We start from the raw sequence: 18357 nt of genomic DNA, 5'->3' as shown, positions 1-18357 counted from the left end.
TTCTCCCTTCGTAAAATACAAAAAATTTTAATTACAAATTCAATTTTGTTTCACTTAACATTCCTATAAAATTATAAGGAATTCTTATCAAGTGTTCAAGTTTTATAGTTTTTTCTCAAGCTGGTCTGTTGATTTCCCTTTTCCTTTGTTCTTCCACCAATCGCTCAGGTCGACTAAGGATTGAGCGGCGGAAGGGATGAGAAGGAGGACATAGATATAAACATACTGGCTCTTGGTTTCCCAGAAGAAGTGGAAGAGGCCACCCCCCAAGAGAAAGATGAAGGGATAGAGGTCAAAAGGCGTCAGCTTTTCCTCGGCGACGAAAAATTTATGAAGGATAAAGAAACAGGAGAGCAGATAGATACTGGCTAGCAGGGTCAAGAGCAGGAAATTAACAATCTGATAACCCTTTCTTTCCTCATAAATACTGCGTAGAATGGTTGGCTTCATGTACTGCTGGCGCTCAATCTGCGGTCCGGTCCAAATGGACTGAAAAGTCGGCTCAGTCCAGGTAGACTTGACCTTTTCGTAGAAGAATTTCAGCGCATAAGCAGGATGCTTGCTGAAGTGAATCAAAATGTCCTTCAAATCTCGAGTAGCCATTTCTGTAGCCAATTTTTCATCGTATTTGTTGCGCTTGAGAATCTTGGTATTGTAGGCATCGTACCAGCCTCCCAAGGTCTGCCGATTGGGATCATCCCGCAGGCCCATAGTGATGTAGGCGATTTTTGGAGTACCGACACCAATCTTGCCCCCAATCAGCTGCTCATAGTAGGCAGTCAGTCCCTTGTTTGAAAGGACGATACCGGCTAAAATTAGGATGATAGCTAAGGGTTTCTTCCAAGACCATTTATAAAAGATGGACAGGAAGCAGACTCCAATCAGCATGATGGCAAAGATGATGTAGTTGTTGCGCAGGAGGCAGGCCAGACTGATACTGGCCGCTCCCAGCAAGGCATAGAGCAGGTTTCCTTTCTGATCCAGCTTGATAAAAGCATAGAGACTGAGCAGACAGAAGAAAAGTCCAGAAATGGTACCGTAGACAAAGAGGATAAAAAAGAGCTGTGGTAGAAAGAGAAAAGTCAGCAGAATCGTGTATTTCTGAATCATTTCTCTGGCATTGAGCAGGGCAGTAATCTTGTAAATCAAGAAATGACTGAGTAAAGTCCAGACGACATTCATGCTAAAGGCAAATTGAGTCGTCGGAGAAATAAAAGCATAAAGTCGCTCCAGAGTCATCAGTCCTAACTGATGGGGATTACGGTACATGTAACTTCCGATGGTTGTCAGCGAGCTGTAATCTCCTCGGTTAAAGGCTAGGGCTGCATTGAAAACGTGTTTGGCGTCAGCTCGGATGCGGCCATCGTAGGCCGTTATCAGAAAAATCGTTGCTGCTATAAAGATGGAAGACAGAATCCAAAAAAGATGCTTGGTCTGAACCTTTTCCAATAGGGGCCGGATTAAAAAGAGGCTGAGGAGAAAAAGTAAGAGTATAGGGTAGAAATACCAAGGATTACTGACGAATTGGACCCCTTCAGCAATCCTCAAAGGTATGTAAGTATGGGATAGCAGAATCTGCCCAGAAAGGAAAAGCAAGGCAATCGCAGTCATGGTTAGAATCAGAAAATAGCCCAAATTGAAGATTGTGTTAGAAAATTGCTTCATGAGGATCTGACCTCCACCTTGACGAAATAGCGGTCTTCTCCCAGCTCAATCAGCTCGACTGGCTGAGGATAGAAGCGATCCATGACCTCTTTTTGAAGTATGCCTTCTTTAGGACCTTGGGCTATAATTTCTCCTTCTTTTAGGAGCAGGACATGATCCATAGCAGCAGTGATTTCCTCTACATGGTGGGTGACATAGAGGATGGTTGGAGTCTGGTTCATCTGTGTAATCTTACCAATTTGATCCAGCAGGAGCTCGCGGGCAAAGAGATCCAGACCGCTGGTCGCTTCGTCTAAGATAAGTAGTTCTGGCTTTTCCATGAGACTGCGCGCAATCAGCAAGAGCTGTTTTTCCCCTTGAGACAGACTGATGTAGCTTCGGCCAATCAATTCTTGCCCGCCAATGGAAGCCAGCATTTCCCTAGCTTGGTTTAGCTCAGTTTGCCCGTAAGGAGCGTAGAGAATACTGCTTTTATACTTGCCTGTCAGGACGATTTCTTCAGATGTGAGGCGGTTGGGCAGACGCTCAGCAATGAAGGAGCCAACTACTCCAATCCTAGTTCGCAGCTGAGGAATGTCGCCGGCGCCAAATTCCGTACCCAGAACCGTTACCTTGCCCTTAGTCTTCCAATGTTCAGCCATGAGCAGGCGCAGAAGAGTAGACTTTCCAGAACCGTTGAGACCGAGAATAGCCCAATGTTCTCCCTTTTTCACTTGCCAGTTGAGATCTTTTAAGATAGTTCGGCCTTGTTTAGCCAAGCTTACATTTTCCAGTTTGATAATCTTTTCCATTTTTACTCTTTCTTTCATTAAATCTCCTTTATTATAACAAAATTTATGGTAAAATAACTGATAGGAGGAGTCAAATGTTTCATAAAAGTAAGCTGATGTTTTGGACCAGTGAGGTCCTTTTGCTAACGATTATTTTCTTTATCTGGCGCCAGATGGGGGATATGATAACCCCGATTGTTAGCGTTGTGAATACAATCTTGATTCCCTTTCTTGTGGGAGGATTTCTTTACTATATTACGAATCCGCTGGTGAAATTTCTCCAGGACAAGCTCAAAATCAAACGAATGATTGGGATTCTGATTACTCTCAGCCTTTTGTTTGGCTTGATTGCTTTGGGGGTTATTTATCTCTTGCCGATTTTGATTAATCAGCTGAGCAGCTTGATTAATTCAACGCAAGGCCTTTATTGGGAAATTCAAAGTTTTGTCAACCAATTATCTAAAAATCCGCTCTTTCGGAATCTGAATATCCAGTCCACCATCCAGCAACTCAACCTGTCTTATGTGGATATTCTGCAGAATATTCTCAACAGTGTAACCAACAGTCTGGGTAGCGTTTTATCAGCAGTTGTCAATACACTGATGATTTTGATTATGACGCCAATTTTCTTGGTTTACTTCCTCATGGACGGCCATAAGCTCCTGCCCATGCTGGAGCGGACAGTCCTCAAGCGCGATAAGCTCAATATCTCCAGCTTGCTGACCAATCTCAATGCTACTGTTGCCCGCTATATTAGCGGAATTTCAATCGATGCCCTGATTATCGGCGCTCTGGCCTATATTGGCTATAGCGTGATTGGACTCAAGTACGCTTTGGTCTTTGCTATTTTTTCCAGTCTGGCTAATCTGATTCCTTATGTTGGACCGAGTATCGGCTTGATTCCCATGGTCATTACGTATGCCTTTACGGATCCTCAGAAGATGGTGGCGGCCTTGATTTACATGCTGATTATCCAGCAGGTAGATGGCAATATCCTCTATCCCCGTATTGTTGGCGGTGTGATGAAGGTCCATCCTATTACTATCATGGTGCTCTTACTCTTATCCAGCAATATCTATGGCGTGCTAGGGATGATTGTGGCAATCCCGACCTATTCTATCCTCAAGGAAATCGCTAAGTTCTTGGCTAACCTCTATGATAATCACAAGGAAGCCCAGCAGCAGAAGAAGAACGAAGAGTTTGGGATTATTAATAAATAAGGGTGAATTTGGAATTCGATTGATTCCAGAGTTTCAAGACTAGAAAATAAGACGGAAGAAGGGCCTCCCGTCTTATTTTCATTTCCTGTGCACTAAATTTAAAAATATGATATAATCAGATTTACTTATACATTTCGAGGAGAAAGAATCAATGGAAGACCCTGGCAGTCAGAATATGTTATGGCAAGCCTTACTACTGTTTATATTGACTTTGTTAAATGCCTTTTTCTCAGCAGCTGAGATGGCAATGGTATCGCTCAATCGGGCGCGTGTGGAGCAAAAGGCTGAAGAGGGCGACTTCAAATATAGTCGTCTCTTGGCGGTCTTAGAAAGCCCTAATAACTTCTTATCAACTATTCAGGTTGGGATTACTGTTATCAATATCCTGTCTGGGGCCAGTTTTGCGGATAATCTGGGGAAACTGTTCTCTTCTTGGATGGGAAATTCCGAAACAGCACGTGCTATCGGAACTTTCTTGGCTTTGGTCTTATTGACCTATATTTCTATTGTTTTGGGTGAGCTTTATCCCAAGCGCATTGCCATGAACCTGAAAGACAATCTAGCTGTGCGGGCTGCACCGGTTATTATCTTTCTTGGCAAGATTGTCAGCCCCTTCGTTTGGTTGCTGTCAGCGTCGACTAATCTACTGAGTCGGATAACCCCGATGAAGTTTGATGATGCAGACGAAAAGATGACTCGGGATGAGATTGAGTATATGCTGACTAAGAGTGAGGAGACCTTGGATGCAGATGAGATTGAGATGCTGCAGGGGATTTTCTCTCTGGATGAGCTGATGGCGCGTGAACTGATGGTGCCGCGGACGGATGCCTTTATGGTGGACATTCAGGACGATACCAAGGAAATCATCGAGAGCATTCTCAAACAGAGCTTCTCGCGGATTCCCGTTTATGATGGGGATAAGGACAATGTCATCGGTCTGATTCATACCAAGCGACTGCTTAATGAAGGATTCGTCAATGGTTTTGACAATATCGTTCTGCGCAAGATTTTGCAGGAGCCACTCTTTGTACCGGAAACCATGTTTGTCGATGATTTGCTCAAGGAGCTGCGCAACACGCAAAATCAAATGGCCATTCTCTTGGATGAGTATGGCGGTATGGCTGGTCTGGTTACACTGGAAGACCTCTTGGAGGAGATTGTCGGTGAGATTGACGATGAGACTGACAAGGCTGAAATCGAAGTCCATGAAATCGGTGAGAATACCTACATCGTCTTAGGAACTATGACCCTCAATGACTTTAATGAATACTTTGAAGTTGAAATCGAAAGCGACGATGTGGATACGATAGCTGGTTATTACTTGACTTGTGTAGGAACTATTCCAGATCCGAAAGAACGCATTAGTTACGAAGTCGAAAGTCAGAATAAGCAACTCATTTTGACCAATGACAAGGTTAAAAATGGCCGTGTTACGAAGGTTAAGGTTGAAATTTCTGACATTACTGAAGAAGCAGAAAAGGCTGAGAAATAAACTCAGCCTTTTAAGTTTCCTTCAAGTTTTTTATAAGTCTGCCTTAAGTTTCTGGGATTATACTAATACCATCAAAATAGAAATGAGGACAGTCCAATGACATCTAAAGTTACCCTATATGATAAGCAAGTATTGACATTCTCACAGGCGCAAAAGTAGGAAAGGAAGTAATAAGAATCAGTAAATTTTAAAAAGCAGCAGAAACCCTTAACTAATTTTTTCATATAAATCTCCTAAAACAAGTATAAAGAAATTTTGAGGCTCTTTGTCGCTCCAAAACAAGGCAGCCTTAGACTACTCATAAAAGAAACCACCTCTGCCAGTTGGAAGACAGGGGTGGTTTTGTGATCTGGATGGAACTCAAGGTTATTCTTTCTGACGTTTAGCAAAATCCACAAAGCGAAATTTGTCTAGCTTGTGACGGCTCTCGGTATATTGAAACTGGCGGCCGTCTGCCAGATAGACCTGAGATTTGACAGAGACGACCTGCTGGTCCTTACCTAGGTCCATGAGAATCTTGTCTCGGTCATTGGCGTGGTCAATGGTAAATTCCTTCTTGGCATAAGCGATATTGAGCTTTAAATCATTTTCCAAATAGGCATAAATGGACTGCTCAGCGATTTCCCTTGTCAAGTGGGGGACGATACCCTTGTCTAAATAGTCAATATCTAAGACCGAGGCGATTTGCTCTACAACGCGCTGACGGACGATTCGCCAAACCAGTCGGTAGGGAGGGAAGCCAGTGATGTCGGACAATTTCTGGTCCACGGTAATCTTTTCCAAGCTGACAACATTGGTTTTGGACTGCATATTATTCTGCTTGACTACTTCTTGATAGCTGGTCAGCTTAGACACAGGAAAGTCAAACTGTTCATGCTTGATGACTTTGGAACCCTGTCCGCGGACTTTTTCAATCAATCCTTCTTCCTGCAGCAGGGCCAGAGCCTTGCGGACTGTATCGCGGCTAACCTGGTAGTCTTCTGTCAGCTGATGTTCGCTGGGCAAGAAGTCTCCGACTGCATAACGTTCCTCTAAAATATCTTTCTCAATCTGTTTGAACAATTGTTTGTATTTCTTCATCATAAACCCCACTTGTTTTCTTTTTTTCATACAACATAGAAAATTTTATCAAAAATGAGGGCTTTTTTCAACAAACAACTTGCCTACATCTTTGAAATCGATTACAATAATTTGTAGGGGCTTGTTGAAAAACTGACTCATAAAAAATATAAGGAGAGTGCTGAATTCTCATTCAGCCAGTAGTCAAATGGGAAAATTCGAGAAGGATGCCAAGGATCTGCTAGATGCAATCGGCGGCAAAGAGAATGTCACAGCAGTTAGTCACTGCGCAACGCGAATGCGCTTTGTACTTGGCGACGGTAAAAAGGCCAATGTCAAGGCTATTGAGGCAATCCCAGTGGTCAAAGGGACTTTCACGAATGCTGGACAATTCCAAGTCATCATTGGAAACGATGTGCCCATCTTTTATAACGACTTCACTGCTGTATCAGGTATTGAGGGAGTATCAAAAGAAGCAGCAAAGTCTGCTGCTAAGAGCAATCAAAATCCCCTTCAGCGGGTTATGGCCACTCTGGCGGAAATTTTTACACCCTTGATTCCAGCCTTGATTGTCGGAGGGTTGATTCTTGGTTTTCGTAATGTCCTTGAAGGAGTCCAAATTGAAGCTTTGGGTAGAAAGATTGTTGACGGAGTTGCACAAGTAAAAAATGGGCAGCCCGTTTATAATACAATTGTTGATGTATCTAAATTCTGGAGCAATGTCAACGACTTTCTTTGGCTGCCGGCACAAGCAGTGTTCCACTTCTTACCGGTGGGGATTACTTGGTCTATATCCCGTAAGATGGGAACCAGTCAGATTCTTGGGATTGTCTTAGGGATTTGTTTGGTTTCTCCACATTTGTTGAATGCTTATGAGGTAGCTAATACCTCTAAAGCTGTGATTGCTAAAGACTACACTTGGTATTTTGGGATACTTGAGTTTCACAAATATGGTTACCAAGGTCAGGTCATTCCGGCTCTCTTATCTGGTCTGTCTCTATCTTACTTAGAAATTTTCTGGCGTAAACGGATTCCAGAAGTGATTTCTATGATTTTTGTTCCTTTGCTTTCTTTGCTTCCTGCTCTGATTTTGGCCCACACGGTTTTAGGTCCTTTTGGATGGTGGGTTGGACAAGGCATGTCTAAGTTTGTATTTCTTGGTTTGACAGGATCATTCAAATGGTTGTTTGGTGCAGTATTTGGTGCCCTTTACGCTCCGTTTGTGATTACAGGTCTTCACCATATGACCAATGCTATTGATACACAGTTAGCCAATGATTATGGAGGCACAGCTCTTTGGCCCATGATTGCTCTGTCCAATATCGCTCAAGGTTCAGCTGTATTTGCCTACTATCTCATGCATCGTCGTGATGAAAGAGAAGCACAAATTTCGCTTCCAGCGACCATTTCTGCTTACCTTGGAGTTACTGAGCCAGCCCTCTTCGGGGTCAATCTCAAGTACGTTTATCCATTTGTTGCCGGGATGATTGGTTCGTCTATTGCCGGAGTTTTGTCACTTAACTTTAATGTCACAGCGACTGGTATTGGTGTAGGGGGCTTACCAGCTATTCTTTCTATTCAAGCAAACTATTGGCTTCCTTTCCTTCTAGTTATGCTTGTAGCAATTCTTGTACCAATGTTCCTGACTTTCTTTTTCCACAAGACAGGCTTCTTAACTAAGACTGAGGAAGATCCAGAATTGCAGGCAGAGTTTGCAGCTCAGGAAGAGGCAGAATTTGCCGGGCGATCCAAAACCGAGTCATCTCCAGAGGTGAAAACAGCTGATTCATCAGCTCCTGTAACGATTACTAGTCCGTTGGCAGGAGAAGTCAAAGAATTGAGTCAGGCAACAGATCCTGTCTTTGCACAAGGTTTAATGGGGCGTGGAGTTGTCATTGTTCCTAGCCAAGGGGAGTTGGTTTCACCAGTCAATGGTAGAGTAACAGTCTTCTTCCCAACCAAGCATGCCATCGGTATCCTGTCAGATGAAGGTGTTGAAATCCTGATGCATATCGGAATGGATACTGTTAATCTGGAAGGCAAAGGCTTTGAGGGCTATGTGTCTCAAGGAGATAAGGTCAAGGCAGGTGACAAGCTCATTTCCTTTGATATAGACATGATCAAGAAAGCGGGCTATGTAACAGAAACACCAGTCATCATTACAAACTCAGACAGTTATCAGGTGGAGGAACTTGAACAACTTCCTCGGGCAGTTGAGCGAGGAAGTCAGTTGATGACAGCTAATCCACTTTAAAGAAAATGAAATGATTATAGAAAGGGACGGTGCTTTAAAATCTGTCCCTTTTCTCAAAAAAGGAGAAAATATGACACTTGATAAAAAAAAGGTTGTCTACCAAATTTATCCAAAATCTTTTAAAGACACGACTGGAAACGGTTTGGGAGATTTTCGCGGGATTATTGAAAAGCTTCCTTATCTGAAAGAGCTGGGAGTGGACATGGTCTGGCTCAATCCTTTCTATCCGAGTCCGCAGCGGGACAACGGTTACGATATTTCTGATTACACTGCGGTAGACCCTATATTTGGAGCTATGGCAGATTTTGAAGAGATGGTCAAGGTCGGCCAGCAGCATGGTATTGACTTTATGCTGGACATGGTTCTCAATCATTGCTCGACTGAGCATGAGTGGTTCCAAAAGGCGCTGGCTGGGGATTCCTACTATCAGGACTTCTTTATCCTGCGGGATGAGCCAACGGACTGGCTGTCCAAGTTTGGCGGCAGTGCCTGGGCGCCATTTGGGGATACGGGCAAATATTATCTGCATCTCTATGATGTGACTCAAGCTGATCTTAACTGGCGCAACCCCAATGTTCGTCAAGAGCTCTTCAAGGTGGTGAATTTTTGGCGAGATAAAGGAGTCAAAGGCTTTCGCTTTGATGTCATCAATGTAATCGGTAAAGATGAGGTGCTGACAGACTGTCCAGAGCAGGATGGGAAGCCAGCCTATACCGATAAGCCAATCGTCCATGACTATCTGCGTATGATGAACGAAGCAACCTTTGGGCAGGACGATTCCGTTATGACGGTTGGCGAAATGAGCGCTACGACGATTGAAAACTGTATCCTTTACACCGCACCAGACCGTCAGGAGCTGTCCATGGCTTTTAATTTCCATCATCTCAAGGTGGACTATGAAGCTGGACAGAAGTGGACTCTTAAGGCTTTTGATTTTGAAGAGTTAAAACGCCTCTTCCATACTTGGGGCAAGGAAATGAGCGATCACGACGGTTGGTCAGCACTTTTTTGGAATAACCATGATCAGCCGCGAGCTCTCAACCGCTTTGTTGATGTAGAGAATTTCCGCAATGAAGGGGCAACCATGTTGGCAGCCAGTATTCATATGTCGCGAGGGACGCCTTATATCTACATGGGTGAGGAGATTGGCATGGTGGATCCTGACTACGACTCCATGGAAGATTATGTGGATGTCGAGTCTCTCAATGCATACCAGAGTCTGCTTGCTGAAGGTCAATCGCCAGAAGCAGCTTTCAGGATTATTAAGGCTAAATCTCGTGATAATTCTCGAACGCCTATGCAGTGGGATAATTCGGTCAATGCAGGTTTTACAACAGGAACTCCATGGCTGAAGGTGGGCAAATCCTATCCTCTTATCAATGTGGAAAATGAAATCAAGGGACCGATCTTTACCTTTTATCAGAAATTGATTGCCCTGCGTAAGGAACTGCCTATCATCGCAGAGGGAAGCTATCAGCCAGCTTATGAGGACAGTCCTCAGGTTTATGCTTTTGAGCGGGAGTGGCAAGGACAAAAGTTTTTGGTCCTGAATAATTTTTATATGGATCCAATTACAGTTGATATCTTGCCAGATTATCAAAGTGGCCAGGTCCTTCTGTCCAACTACAGCAGGACTCAGGTTGACCACGTGCTGACCCTGCAGCCTTATGAAACTCTATCTATTCTTGTTAATTAAGAACATTTCTATCGTGGAAGCGAGGGAAACTGAATGTCAGATGTCAGTTTCCTTCGCTATTTTTAATATCTTAGTTTATTTAGTAGGAAATTGATAGGTAGGATTGAGAGCTAACAAGGATTTGGGAAAGTGTTTGTAAAAGCGGCGTTTTTTCTTTATAATGGAGATGGTAGTTTCTACTTTACTATATTTTAAAAAAGGAGAACGGTATGAAAAAACAAGCTCAGCATAAGGGGCTTTTATATACTGCAACCTCATTGGCTTCTGTTTTGGCTCTGCTTTCTTTTGCGCAACCTGTTGGTGCTGAAGAAACAGTAGCACCATCCAATTCTCAACCGCCGACATCTGCGGAGAGTCCAAGTTCAAGCGCCTCGTCTACTTCCGAGTCGTCAGTTAGTCCCTCAATAGATTCAGGAGAAGGAAAAACGTCTTCTACAGAAGCGGTAGAGAGGCAAGAAGATGCCACAGTTGCCACACAGTCTGTAGCTGATGGACCAGAAGTTGTGGCTAATGTGGGTACGATTCAAGGAGAATCACAAGCCTCTCCCTATGAGGACAGAGAAGTTCAAGTTTCCAATGTCGTTGTGACGAAAACTGATCGCTCTGGTTTTTATGTTCAAGATGTGACTCCGGATGGAAATAGCAGGACTTCTGATGCTCTTTATGTTGTTTCTAAAGAAAAAGTCGATATTGGAGACAAACTTAGTCTTGAAGGTCGTGTTAAAGAAGGCTACATGGATGAGCTCAGCGTTCGTCAGGGGCAAACTTTCAACAAGCCCAGTGGTAGTTTGACAGTCACCATGCTTGTCGCTTCCAAGGTGACCAAGGAAGGGAAAGCTGACTTACCTGCTCCAGTAGACATCGTGGCTAATATGCCTCAGGATACGGTTGATAACGATGTTAATAACTATCAGCCTCAAAGTGAAGCTTTGGACTACTGGGAAAGTTTGGAAGGAATGTTGACGACGGTGAAGAGGCCCCGAGTTCTAGGCCCGCAGTACCGTGGAGACATTTATGTCTTACCTGAAGGCTACCAAGCCTTGCCATTAAACAATATCGGAGGTCTCAATCTTCGTCCAAACGCTCAAAATACCGCAACCATTCCAGTCTATGTTGGCAATAAATTTATTGCCAAGGCCAAGGATTATTTCAATGGCGATGTGGTCGGAGTCGTGACTTATCGTGGGAAGATTTACAAGTTGGAGCCGACTCAGCTGCCTGATTTGGTGGACGGTGGCTTGCAGAGACAGGTCTCTCCTATCTATCCAAGCGAGGACAAGCTGACTATTGCTTCCTACAATATCGAGAATTTTTCTGCTAATTCTAAAAAAGGTGAAACGCCTGAGGAAAAAGTGACTAGAATCGCTAATTCCTTTATCAATGAAATCCACAGTCCAGATATCATCACGCTCATTGAGGTTCAAGATGAGAATGGCAGTGTTAATGACGGAACGACCAGTGGTGTCAAAAGCGGTGAGAAACTAGCGGCCCGCATCAAAGAACTGGGTGGAAAAACTTACAAGTACACTGAAGTTGCCCCACTTGACGGTCAAGATGGAGGCAAGCCTGGATCTAATATCCGCGTGGCCTTTCTCTACGATCCAAATCGGGTGAAGTTAGTCGAAAAAGAAGCCGGTACGAGTGACGAAGCAGCTAGCTTCTCCGGTGGCCATTTGGTTAAGAATCCTGCCCGAATTGCTCCAACAAATCCAGCCTTTACCAAGGTTCGTAAATCCTTGGCAGCTGAGTTTGAATTCAAGGGACAGCATATCGTTGTTATCGCCAATCATTTGAAATCCAAGATTGGGGATGATGCCGTTTATGGCTCCGCTCAGCCAGCGGTTCAGCATACGCAGGCAGCCCGAATTGAGCAGGCTAAAATTTTAAATAGCTTTGTTCAAGAAGGACTGAGACAAAATCCTAACCTTAAGTTTGTGCTGACTGGTGATTTCAATGATTTTGAATTTTCCGAAACAGCTAAAGCACTGGCGGGCAATGAACTGATTAATCTCATGCAGGAGCATGATGCGGCTGACCGTTATTCCTACTTCTACCGCGGCAGCAACCAAAGTTTGGACAACATTTTCATTTCGAAGAACCTGGCAGGCAAGGCAGTCTTTGCGCCTGTCCATATCAATGCCTCTTTCATGGAGGAACATGGCAGAGCTTCAGACCATGATCCAGTAGTGGTGCAGCTGGACTTTTCTAAGGATGTTGCAGCTTCAACATCAGACAGCTCCCAGCCGTCTCAATCAACTGGACAATCTTCTGTAGCAGCAGATCAAGGAGCCCCGTCTCAGACCAATTCTCCATCGTCCAATCAAACCGGACAAGGTCAGACAGCTAGCAGCAAGAAGAAGGGACTCCCGCAGACCGGCCAAAATAACAGTAGCTGGGCAGTCTTGGGATTGACCTTGCTAATGTTTGCTTTTACTCTCAAAAAGAGAAGTCGAAATTAACTAAAATCATTTTAAAAAGTGAAATCAGGGTGGAATAAAGATTCTGCCCTGATTTTTTATTGGCCGGCATCTAAGATCAAGTCTGTTCCCGCTTTCGCCCTAAAATTTCATCTGTTGTAAAACACTGAAAATGAAACTGAAAAACAGTTTGTTTTCTAAAAAATAGGCAAATTAAGTCTATTTTTGCTTTAATCATGTTATAATGTAGTTAGTTATAAAACGTTTTCAGAGTTAAGAGGTTGCGTAATGGTTGAAGAGAAAATTGAAGAAGCAGTTGATTATGGAAAGGTAACGGGCATGGTCCACTCCACTGAAAGTTTTGGAGCTGTTGATGGACCGGGTATCCGTTTTATTGTCTTTTTACAGGGCTGCCATATGCGCTGCCAGTATTGCCATAATCCGGACACGTGGGAAATGGAGACCAACAAATCTCAACTGCGGACCGTGGATGATGTCTTGCAAGAAGCTCTCCGTTATAAGGGTTTCTGGGGCAACAAAGGCGGCATCACCGTCAGCGGAGGAGAAGCCTTGCTACAGATTGATTTTCTGATTGCCCTCTTTACCAAGGCTAAGGAGCTGGGCATCCACTGTACATTGGATACCTGTGCCCTGCCTTTTAGAAATACGCCTCGCTATCTGAAAAAATTTGACAAGCTTATGGCAGTCACTGACCTTGTCCTACTGGATATTAAAGAGATTAACGAAGAACAGCACAAAATCGTGACCAGCCAGACCAACAAGAATATCTTGGCCTGTGCCAAGTACCTGTCTGACATTGGAAAGCCAGTCTGGATCCGCCATGTCTTGGTGCCAGGATTGACCGACCGTGATGATGACTTGATTGAGCTAGGTAAATTTGTAAAGACGCTGAAGAATGTTGATAAGTTTGAAATTCTACCTTACCATACTATGGGAGAATTCAAATGGCGGGAGCTGGGCATCCCTTACAAGCTGGAAGGGGTTAAGCCTCCGACAGCTGATCGGGTCAAGAATGCCAAGGAACTCATGCAGACGGAGTCCTATACAGAGTATATGAATCGGGTGCATAATAGCTAATCTATTTTGAGTATGAATAAATGGGCTGGTGGGTTGACCAGTCCATTTTTCTTAAGAAAATGCCCTTCTGCTTTTGTGAAATGTCTGTAATTGTGGTAAAATAAATGCAATAAACATTATATAAAAGAAGAGGTCTATCATGTCTAAAATTTTAGTTTTCGGTCACCAAAATCCTGACTCAGATGCCATTGGTTCATCTTATGCTTTTGCTTACTTGGCTCGTGAAGCTTATGGCTTGGATACAGAAGCTGTTGCTCTGGGTGAGCCTAATGAAGAAACAGCCTTTGTTTTGGATTACTTTGGCGTGGCGGCACCGCGCGTGATTACATCTGCAAAGGCAGAGGGTGCTGAGCAGGTTATTCTGACAGACCACAATGAATTCCAACAGTCTGTGGCTGATATCGCTGAAGTTGAAGTTTATGGCGTAGTGGACCACCACCGTGTTGCTAACTTTGAAACAGCTAGTCCCCTTTACATGCGCTTGGAGCCAGTGGGATCTGCTTCCTCTATTGTTTACCGCATGTTCAAGGAGCACGGCGTAGAAGTTCCAAAAGAAATTGCAGGATTGATGCTGTCTGGTTTGATCTCTGATACTCTCTTGCTCAAATCACCAACAACTCATCCGACTGACAAGGTCATTGCACCAGAATTGGCTGAGCTGGCTGGTGTCAACTTGGAAGAGTATGGTTTGGCAATGCTTAAGGCAGGTACAAACTTGGCTAGCAAGTCTGCAGAAGAATTGATTGACATCGATGCGAAAACATTTGAGCTGAATGGAAATAATGTGCGTGTGGCACAGGTCAACACAGTTGATATCGCTGAAGTTTTGGAGCGTCAAGCAGAAATCGAAGCGGCTATTGAAAAAGCAATCGCTGATAATGGCTACTCTGACTTTGTCTTGATGATTACAGATATTATTAACTCAAACTCAGAAATTTTGGCTATCGGAAGCAATATGGACAAGGTCGAAGCAGCCTTCAACTTTGTTCTTGAAAACAACCATGCTTTCCTTGCAGGCGCTGTTTCTCGTAAGAAACAAGTGGTGCCTCAACTGACAGAAAGTTTTAATGCTTAAAGAGCTCATTTGAGGAAATAAGTTACTAGAAGGGGCTATTCCCCTCATACCTAAAAGGAGTCTTGACTCCTTTTTTGATAGGTGAGAAAAATGAAGATTCAAGATTTACAAGATGGAGATTTGATTTTTACAGTCGGATCTTCAGAAATTGCTGCTGCAATCCGAGCAGCAACTGGTTCATACAGTCATGTGGCCATCTTTTTTAATGGTGAGATTTTTCATGCAACCCATGAGAATGGTGTTGTCAATCAAGAATTGTCTGATTTTTGGCAGGATGAGGATGTTTATGACGTGTATCGCTATCCAGCTATTGAAGCAGAAGCTGTCTTTAAAAGGGCCAAATTACATCTAGGAAAGTCATACAATTTCAGCTTTTATCCTCAGTCCGATGGTTTTTACTGTTCGGAGTATATTGCGGAAATTTTGCCGATTTTTGATACGATTCCTATGCAGTTTGGCGATGAGGAAAATCAGATTTCTGATTTTTGGCAGGAATATTATCGGGACTTGGGCTTAGCGGTTCCCATTGATCAGCCTGGGACGAATCCTAGCCAGTTGGCTCAGTCAAGAAAACTCATCTACAAAGGAGAACTCCATGATTAAAATTATCAATCCCAGCCGTTTGACGCGCCAGCCCTTTTTTCAGGAGCTGATTGATTATTTGGATCAGCATGAGGCTATGATTCTACGTGAGATTAAGCGAGAGTTTGCAGGTGTGGCTAATATTGACCGCTCGATAGAGGACTATATCAAGGCAGGTTACATCCGGCGGGAGAACAAGCGATATTATCTGACGCTGCCTCTTTTGGAAAGTTTGGAGGACTTGCGTTTGGATCAAGAAGTCTTTATCCGTGATGACAGTCCGCTCTATCAGGAACTGTTGGAGCTGCGTTTTAAGACCCAGCTGTCCAATCAGACCAATGCGGCTGTTTTGCTGGAAGAGACAGATTTTCTGCGGGATAAGCTGACCTTGGCAAATTATTTTTACAAGATGCAGCGCCAATATCCCCTGTCTGATGCACAAAAGCCCCTCTATGCTGTCTTGGGCGATGTCAATCCAGAGTATGCACTCAAGTATATGACGACCTTTCTTCTCAAGTATGTCCGCAAGGCTGAGCTCATGCAGAAGCGGCGGGACATTTTTGTCGATAGCCTAGTAATCTTGGGCTATATCCGGCAAAACGAAGCAGGCAAGTATGAGTTGCAGGCTAGCTTTGATAAGGAGAGATTGACTTTCCAGCTGGACTGATTTTCCCATAGAATGAGCAGAATATTTGACCTTTGAAAAGAAAAAACTTATACTACTGTAAACGGTATCAAATACTGTAAAAAAGAACGGAGGCAATCATATGTCACTAGAAAATAAATTTGATCAAGCTAAAGGCGCTGTTAAAGAAGGCGTGGGCAAAGTTACAGGAGATAACAAGACAGAAGCAGAAGGCTTTGTAGAAAAAACAGTTGCTAAAGCCAAAGAAGTTGCTGAAGATGCTAAAGAAGCTGTAGAAGGTGCTGTAGAAGGAATCAAAAACAGCTTGGATAAATAAAAAACAATCAGTCGATTATTCGGCTGATTATTTTTTTTGCTGATACATAAGGTAGAGGAAGTAGGGGGCTCCAATAATGGAAATCAAAATGCCTGTCGGGACGGAGCTTCCGATGAGGAAGGTTCTTGTGATCGTATCTGCCCCTGTCATGATAAAGGCACCTAGCAGCATGGCGGCTGGAAAGAGTAAGCGATGATCGCTAGGCAGGAATCGTTTGCTGATATGGCTAGCCAACATACCGATGAAGACTATATTTCCAGCTAGAGATAGGCTAAAGGCGACGAGAGCACTGGCTAATAACAGGGTTATCTGCCGCTCTCTTCTTAGATGAATCCCAAGACCAAGAGCTGTTTCTTCATTTAGACTGAGGATATTGAGCTTGTGGGAGCGCAGATAGGTCAGCAACCAGAATAAAAGCAAGAAGGGGCCAGCAATAGCTAGACTTTCCCAGTTATTACCCGTAATCTTACCAGCTAGCCAGCTAACTACATAGGTCAGTTTGTTCTGATTGACACGGCCGGTGATGGCAATCATACTGGAAGACAGAATGGTTGACAAGGTCACACCAGCAATAATGAGTTTGACGGGGCTGATAGCTTGGCCTTTTTGATGTGAGATCAGGTAAATAAGGGCTACAGTCATCATACCGCCAAAGGTCGCGATGAAGGGAAGATAGCGGATATAGAAAGGATCGGTCACTTCTAGCTTGCTGATAGCAAGAGTAATGATAACACCAGCTCCTGCATTGATTCCCAAGGTTCCTGAATCGGCAAGTGGGTTTCGGGTAAAGGTCTGCAGCAGTACACCGCTCATCCCTAGCGAAGCTCCTGCTAGAAGGCAGACTAGAATTCGAGGCAGACGGATCTGCTCCATGATAAAGGCGCTACCATCATCTCCCTGCCCCAGCAGATATCGAAGAGCTTCACCGATATTAAATTCCTGATCGCCTGATGATAGAGACAGTAGGAAAATTAGGAAAGTCAGGAGGCTGAGGCTTACTAGAACCAAAAGAATCCGTTTTTTATCTCTCATAGAAGGCCCCCTTTCTCATCAGCCACAGGAAGACTGGCAGCGTAACGAGACTGATAATAGAGCTAAGAGGCAGACCGACCATATGACTCGCAGCAAAATCACAAATTAGTAGAAAGAGCGCTCCTGTTAGCATCGTCAGTGGCAGGATTTTTTGGTAGTTCTTGCCACTGATGGTTTTGACAAAATGTGGAGTAATCAGTCCGACAAGAGCCAGGCTTCCTACTAGGGCAACGGCTGTCGCTGATAACAGTAGAACAATACTCAGAAAGAACAGGGTTATCTGAGTCGTTCGCTGGCCTAAGCCCTTGGCTACTGTTTCATTGAGGCTGAGAATGGTTAGTTGGTGAGAAAATAGTTGAGCCAGTAAGAGGCCTAATAGGATAAAGGGAGCAATGATTTGCAGCATTTTCCAATTGGTTCCTAGAAGCCCTCCAGCCTGCCAACCGATGACAGCATTGGTCAGGTTGAGGTAAATGGTCAAGCCTTGTCCGATAGCGGTCAGGAGTGTTGTTACCATGGCACCGGATAAGACAAGACGTAGTTGCTCAAAACCTTTTCTAGGATGGTAGGAGAGGCTAAAAACCAGAATACTGGCTAGACAGGCTCCTGCAAGTGAGAGCAGGAGGATGCTACTGTAGTGTATACTCTTAGAAAAGGCATAACCGCAGATGAGCGCTAGGCCAGCTCCAGAGTTGATCCCCAAAAGTCCCGGATCAGCAATAGCATTGCGGGTAATTCCCTGCATGATGGCTCCTGAAACGGCCAAGCTAGCTCCGACTAGCAGAGCTGCAATTCCTCTAGGTAAGCGCAGATCTATGATGATGTTCTGGGCTGGACTTTCCTTGAAAGGATGGCTCAGCGTTTCTATCAGTTGCCGATGGGAGTAGCTGGGAATGCCAAAGCGCAGGTAGAGATAGAGTCCGCTAATCAGCAGGAGAATGAGGGCGAAAAAAACAAGCCAAAAAATATTTGGCCTATTTTTTTGAGCAAATGGTGAATGAAGCGTCATCTGGTATCCTTTATATAGTCGAAAAT

Annotated in this window: 15 protein-coding genes; 10 read left to right on the top strand and 5 right to left on the bottom strand. The window is 44.0% G+C overall.

Features of this window, described 5'->3' with window-relative positions; all coding sequences use genetic code 11:
* Positions 1-102: 102 nt before the first annotated feature.
* Together HMPREF1150_RS10150 and HMPREF1150_RS10155 are read right to left on the bottom strand one after the other, a co-directional pair.
* Complete coding sequence (locus tag HMPREF1150_RS10150) at positions 103-1665, bottom strand: beta-carotene 15,15'-monooxygenase (RefSeq protein WP_009659150.1); 1563 nt, start codon at positions 1663-1665, stop codon at positions 103-105.
* Positions 1662-2456, bottom strand: coding sequence for an ABC transporter ATP-binding protein (locus HMPREF1150_RS10155; protein ID WP_032905348.1), 795 nt, complete (start codon positions 2454-2456; stop codon positions 1662-1664). The genes HMPREF1150_RS10150 and HMPREF1150_RS10155 overlap by 4 nt, the downstream gene beginning before the upstream one ends.
* Positions 2457-2530: 74 nt before the next feature.
* Between HMPREF1150_RS10155 and HMPREF1150_RS10160 the strand changes: the two genes are divergently transcribed.
* Complete coding sequence (locus HMPREF1150_RS10160) at positions 2531-3655, top strand: AI-2E family transporter (protein WP_009659083.1); 1125 nt, start codon at positions 2531-2533, stop codon at positions 3653-3655.
* A 151-nt stretch (positions 3656-3806) separates the two neighbouring features.
* Entirely contained in the window at positions 3807-5147 is a 1341-nt protein-coding gene (locus HMPREF1150_RS10165; RefSeq protein ID WP_009659126.1) for a hemolysin family protein, read from the top strand.
* Between the two features lie 366 nt (positions 5148-5513).
* Here the strand turns inward: HMPREF1150_RS10165 and treR are convergent, their stop codons facing one another.
* Positions 5514-6227, bottom strand: a complete 714-nt coding sequence (gene treR / locus HMPREF1150_RS10170; RefSeq protein WP_032905347.1) for a trehalose operon repressor — start codon at positions 6225-6227, stop codon at positions 5514-5516.
* 187 nt (positions 6228-6414) lie between these two features.
* Here treR and treP point away from each other — a divergent pair, with 187 nt between their 5' ends.
* From treP to HMPREF1150_RS10210, 8 genes are all read left to right on the top strand, one after another.
* Positions 6415-8460 carry a PTS system trehalose-specific EIIBC component gene (gene treP / locus HMPREF1150_RS10175; protein ID WP_009659072.1) on the top strand — a complete coding sequence of 682 codons (2046 nt, stop codon included), beginning with the start codon at positions 6415-6417 and terminating at the stop codon, positions 8458-8460.
* Between the two features lie 70 nt (positions 8461-8530).
* Positions 8531-10156 carry an alpha,alpha-phosphotrehalase gene (gene treC, locus HMPREF1150_RS10180; protein ID WP_032905345.1) on the top strand — a complete coding sequence of 542 codons (1626 nt, stop codon included), beginning with the start codon at positions 8531-8533 and terminating at the stop codon, positions 10154-10156.
* A 209-nt stretch (positions 10157-10365) separates the two neighbouring features.
* Positions 10366-12615, top strand: coding sequence for an endonuclease/exonuclease/phosphatase family protein (locus tag HMPREF1150_RS10185; RefSeq protein ID WP_009659136.1), 2250 nt, complete (start codon positions 10366-10368; stop codon positions 12613-12615).
* A 246-nt stretch (positions 12616-12861) separates the two neighbouring features.
* Positions 12862-13671, top strand: a complete 810-nt coding sequence (gene pflA / locus HMPREF1150_RS10190) for a pyruvate formate-lyase-activating protein (protein WP_002905907.1) — start codon at positions 12862-12864, stop codon at positions 13669-13671.
* 139 nt (positions 13672-13810) lie between these two features.
* Entirely contained in the window at positions 13811-14746 is a 936-nt protein-coding gene (locus tag HMPREF1150_RS10195; RefSeq protein WP_002909135.1) for a manganese-dependent inorganic pyrophosphatase, read from the top strand.
* A 90-nt stretch (positions 14747-14836) separates the two neighbouring features.
* On the top strand, positions 14837-15349 hold the full coding sequence (locus tag HMPREF1150_RS10200) for a YiiX/YebB-like N1pC/P60 family cysteine hydrolase (protein ID WP_009659118.1): 513 nt from the start codon (positions 14837-14839) through the stop codon (positions 15347-15349).
* The gene (locus tag HMPREF1150_RS10205; RefSeq protein WP_009659124.1) at positions 15342-15995 is read left to right on the top strand and encodes a DUF1803 domain-containing protein; all 654 of its coding nucleotides are present in this window, start codon (positions 15342-15344) and stop codon (positions 15993-15995) included. Before HMPREF1150_RS10200 ends, HMPREF1150_RS10205 begins: the two co-directional genes overlap by 8 nt.
* A 100-nt stretch (positions 15996-16095) precedes the next feature.
* The gene (locus tag HMPREF1150_RS10210) at positions 16096-16290 is read left to right on the top strand and encodes a CsbD family protein (protein WP_002894655.1); all 195 of its coding nucleotides are present in this window, start codon (positions 16096-16098) and stop codon (positions 16288-16290) included.
* Between the two features lie 27 nt (positions 16291-16317).
* On the opposite strand, the gene HMPREF1150_RS10215 is transcribed toward HMPREF1150_RS10210, so the two are convergent.
* Both HMPREF1150_RS10215 and HMPREF1150_RS10220 read right to left on the bottom strand, forming a co-directional pair.
* Positions 16318-17322, bottom strand: a complete 1005-nt coding sequence (locus tag HMPREF1150_RS10215; protein ID WP_009659143.1) for an iron ABC transporter permease — start codon at positions 17320-17322, stop codon at positions 16318-16320.
* Positions 17312-18331, bottom strand: a complete 1020-nt coding sequence (locus tag HMPREF1150_RS10220; protein ID WP_009659082.1) for an iron ABC transporter permease — start codon at positions 18329-18331, stop codon at positions 17312-17314. Before HMPREF1150_RS10220 ends, HMPREF1150_RS10215 begins: the two co-directional genes overlap by 11 nt.
* Positions 18332-18357: the final 26 nt, after the last annotated feature.

The sequence above is a fragment of the Streptococcus sp. AS14 genome, from assembly GCF_000286495.1.
Lineage (GTDB): Bacteria > Bacillota > Bacilli > Lactobacillales > Streptococcaceae > Streptococcus > Streptococcus sanguinis_P.
This window is presented reverse-complemented; position numbering and strand designations above follow the sequence as displayed.

Bases quoted from the DNA above. Each gene is read 5' to 3' on its own strand.
- HMPREF1150_RS10150 (WP_009659150.1), bottom strand. From the start codon at position 1,665: ATGAAGCAATTTTCTAACACAATCTTCAATTTGGGCTATTTTCTGATT.
- HMPREF1150_RS10155 (WP_032905348.1), bottom strand. From the start codon at position 2,456: ATGGAAAAGATTATCAAACTGGAAAATGTAAGCTTGGCTAAACAAGGC.
- HMPREF1150_RS10160 (WP_009659083.1), top strand. From the start codon at position 2,531: ATGTTTCATAAAAGTAAGCTGATGTTTTGGACCAGTGAGGTCCTTTTG.
- HMPREF1150_RS10165 (WP_009659126.1), top strand. From the start codon at position 3,807: ATGGAAGACCCTGGCAGTCAGAATATGTTATGGCAAGCCTTACTACTG.
- treR (WP_032905347.1), bottom strand. From the start codon at position 6,227: ATGAAGAAATACAAACAATTGTTCAAACAGATTGAGAAAGATATTTTA.
- treP (WP_009659072.1), top strand. From the start codon at position 6,415: ATGGGAAAATTCGAGAAGGATGCCAAGGATCTGCTAGATGCAATCGGC.
- treC (WP_032905345.1), top strand. From the start codon at position 8,531: ATGACACTTGATAAAAAAAAGGTTGTCTACCAAATTTATCCAAAATCT.
- HMPREF1150_RS10185 (WP_009659136.1), top strand. From the start codon at position 10,366: ATGAAAAAACAAGCTCAGCATAAGGGGCTTTTATATACTGCAACCTCA.
- pflA (WP_002905907.1), top strand. From the start codon at position 12,862: ATGGTTGAAGAGAAAATTGAAGAAGCAGTTGATTATGGAAAGGTAACG.
- HMPREF1150_RS10195 (WP_002909135.1), top strand. From the start codon at position 13,811: ATGTCTAAAATTTTAGTTTTCGGTCACCAAAATCCTGACTCAGATGCC.
- HMPREF1150_RS10200 (WP_009659118.1), top strand. From the start codon at position 14,837: ATGAAGATTCAAGATTTACAAGATGGAGATTTGATTTTTACAGTCGGA.
- HMPREF1150_RS10205 (WP_009659124.1), top strand. From the start codon at position 15,342: ATGATTAAAATTATCAATCCCAGCCGTTTGACGCGCCAGCCCTTTTTT.
- HMPREF1150_RS10210 (WP_002894655.1), top strand. From the start codon at position 16,096: ATGTCACTAGAAAATAAATTTGATCAAGCTAAAGGCGCTGTTAAAGAA.
- HMPREF1150_RS10215 (WP_009659143.1), bottom strand. From the start codon at position 17,322: ATGAGAGATAAAAAACGGATTCTTTTGGTTCTAGTAAGCCTCAGCCTC.
- HMPREF1150_RS10220 (WP_009659082.1), bottom strand. From the start codon at position 18,331: ATGACGCTTCATTCACCATTTGCTCAAAAAAATAGGCCAAATATTTTT.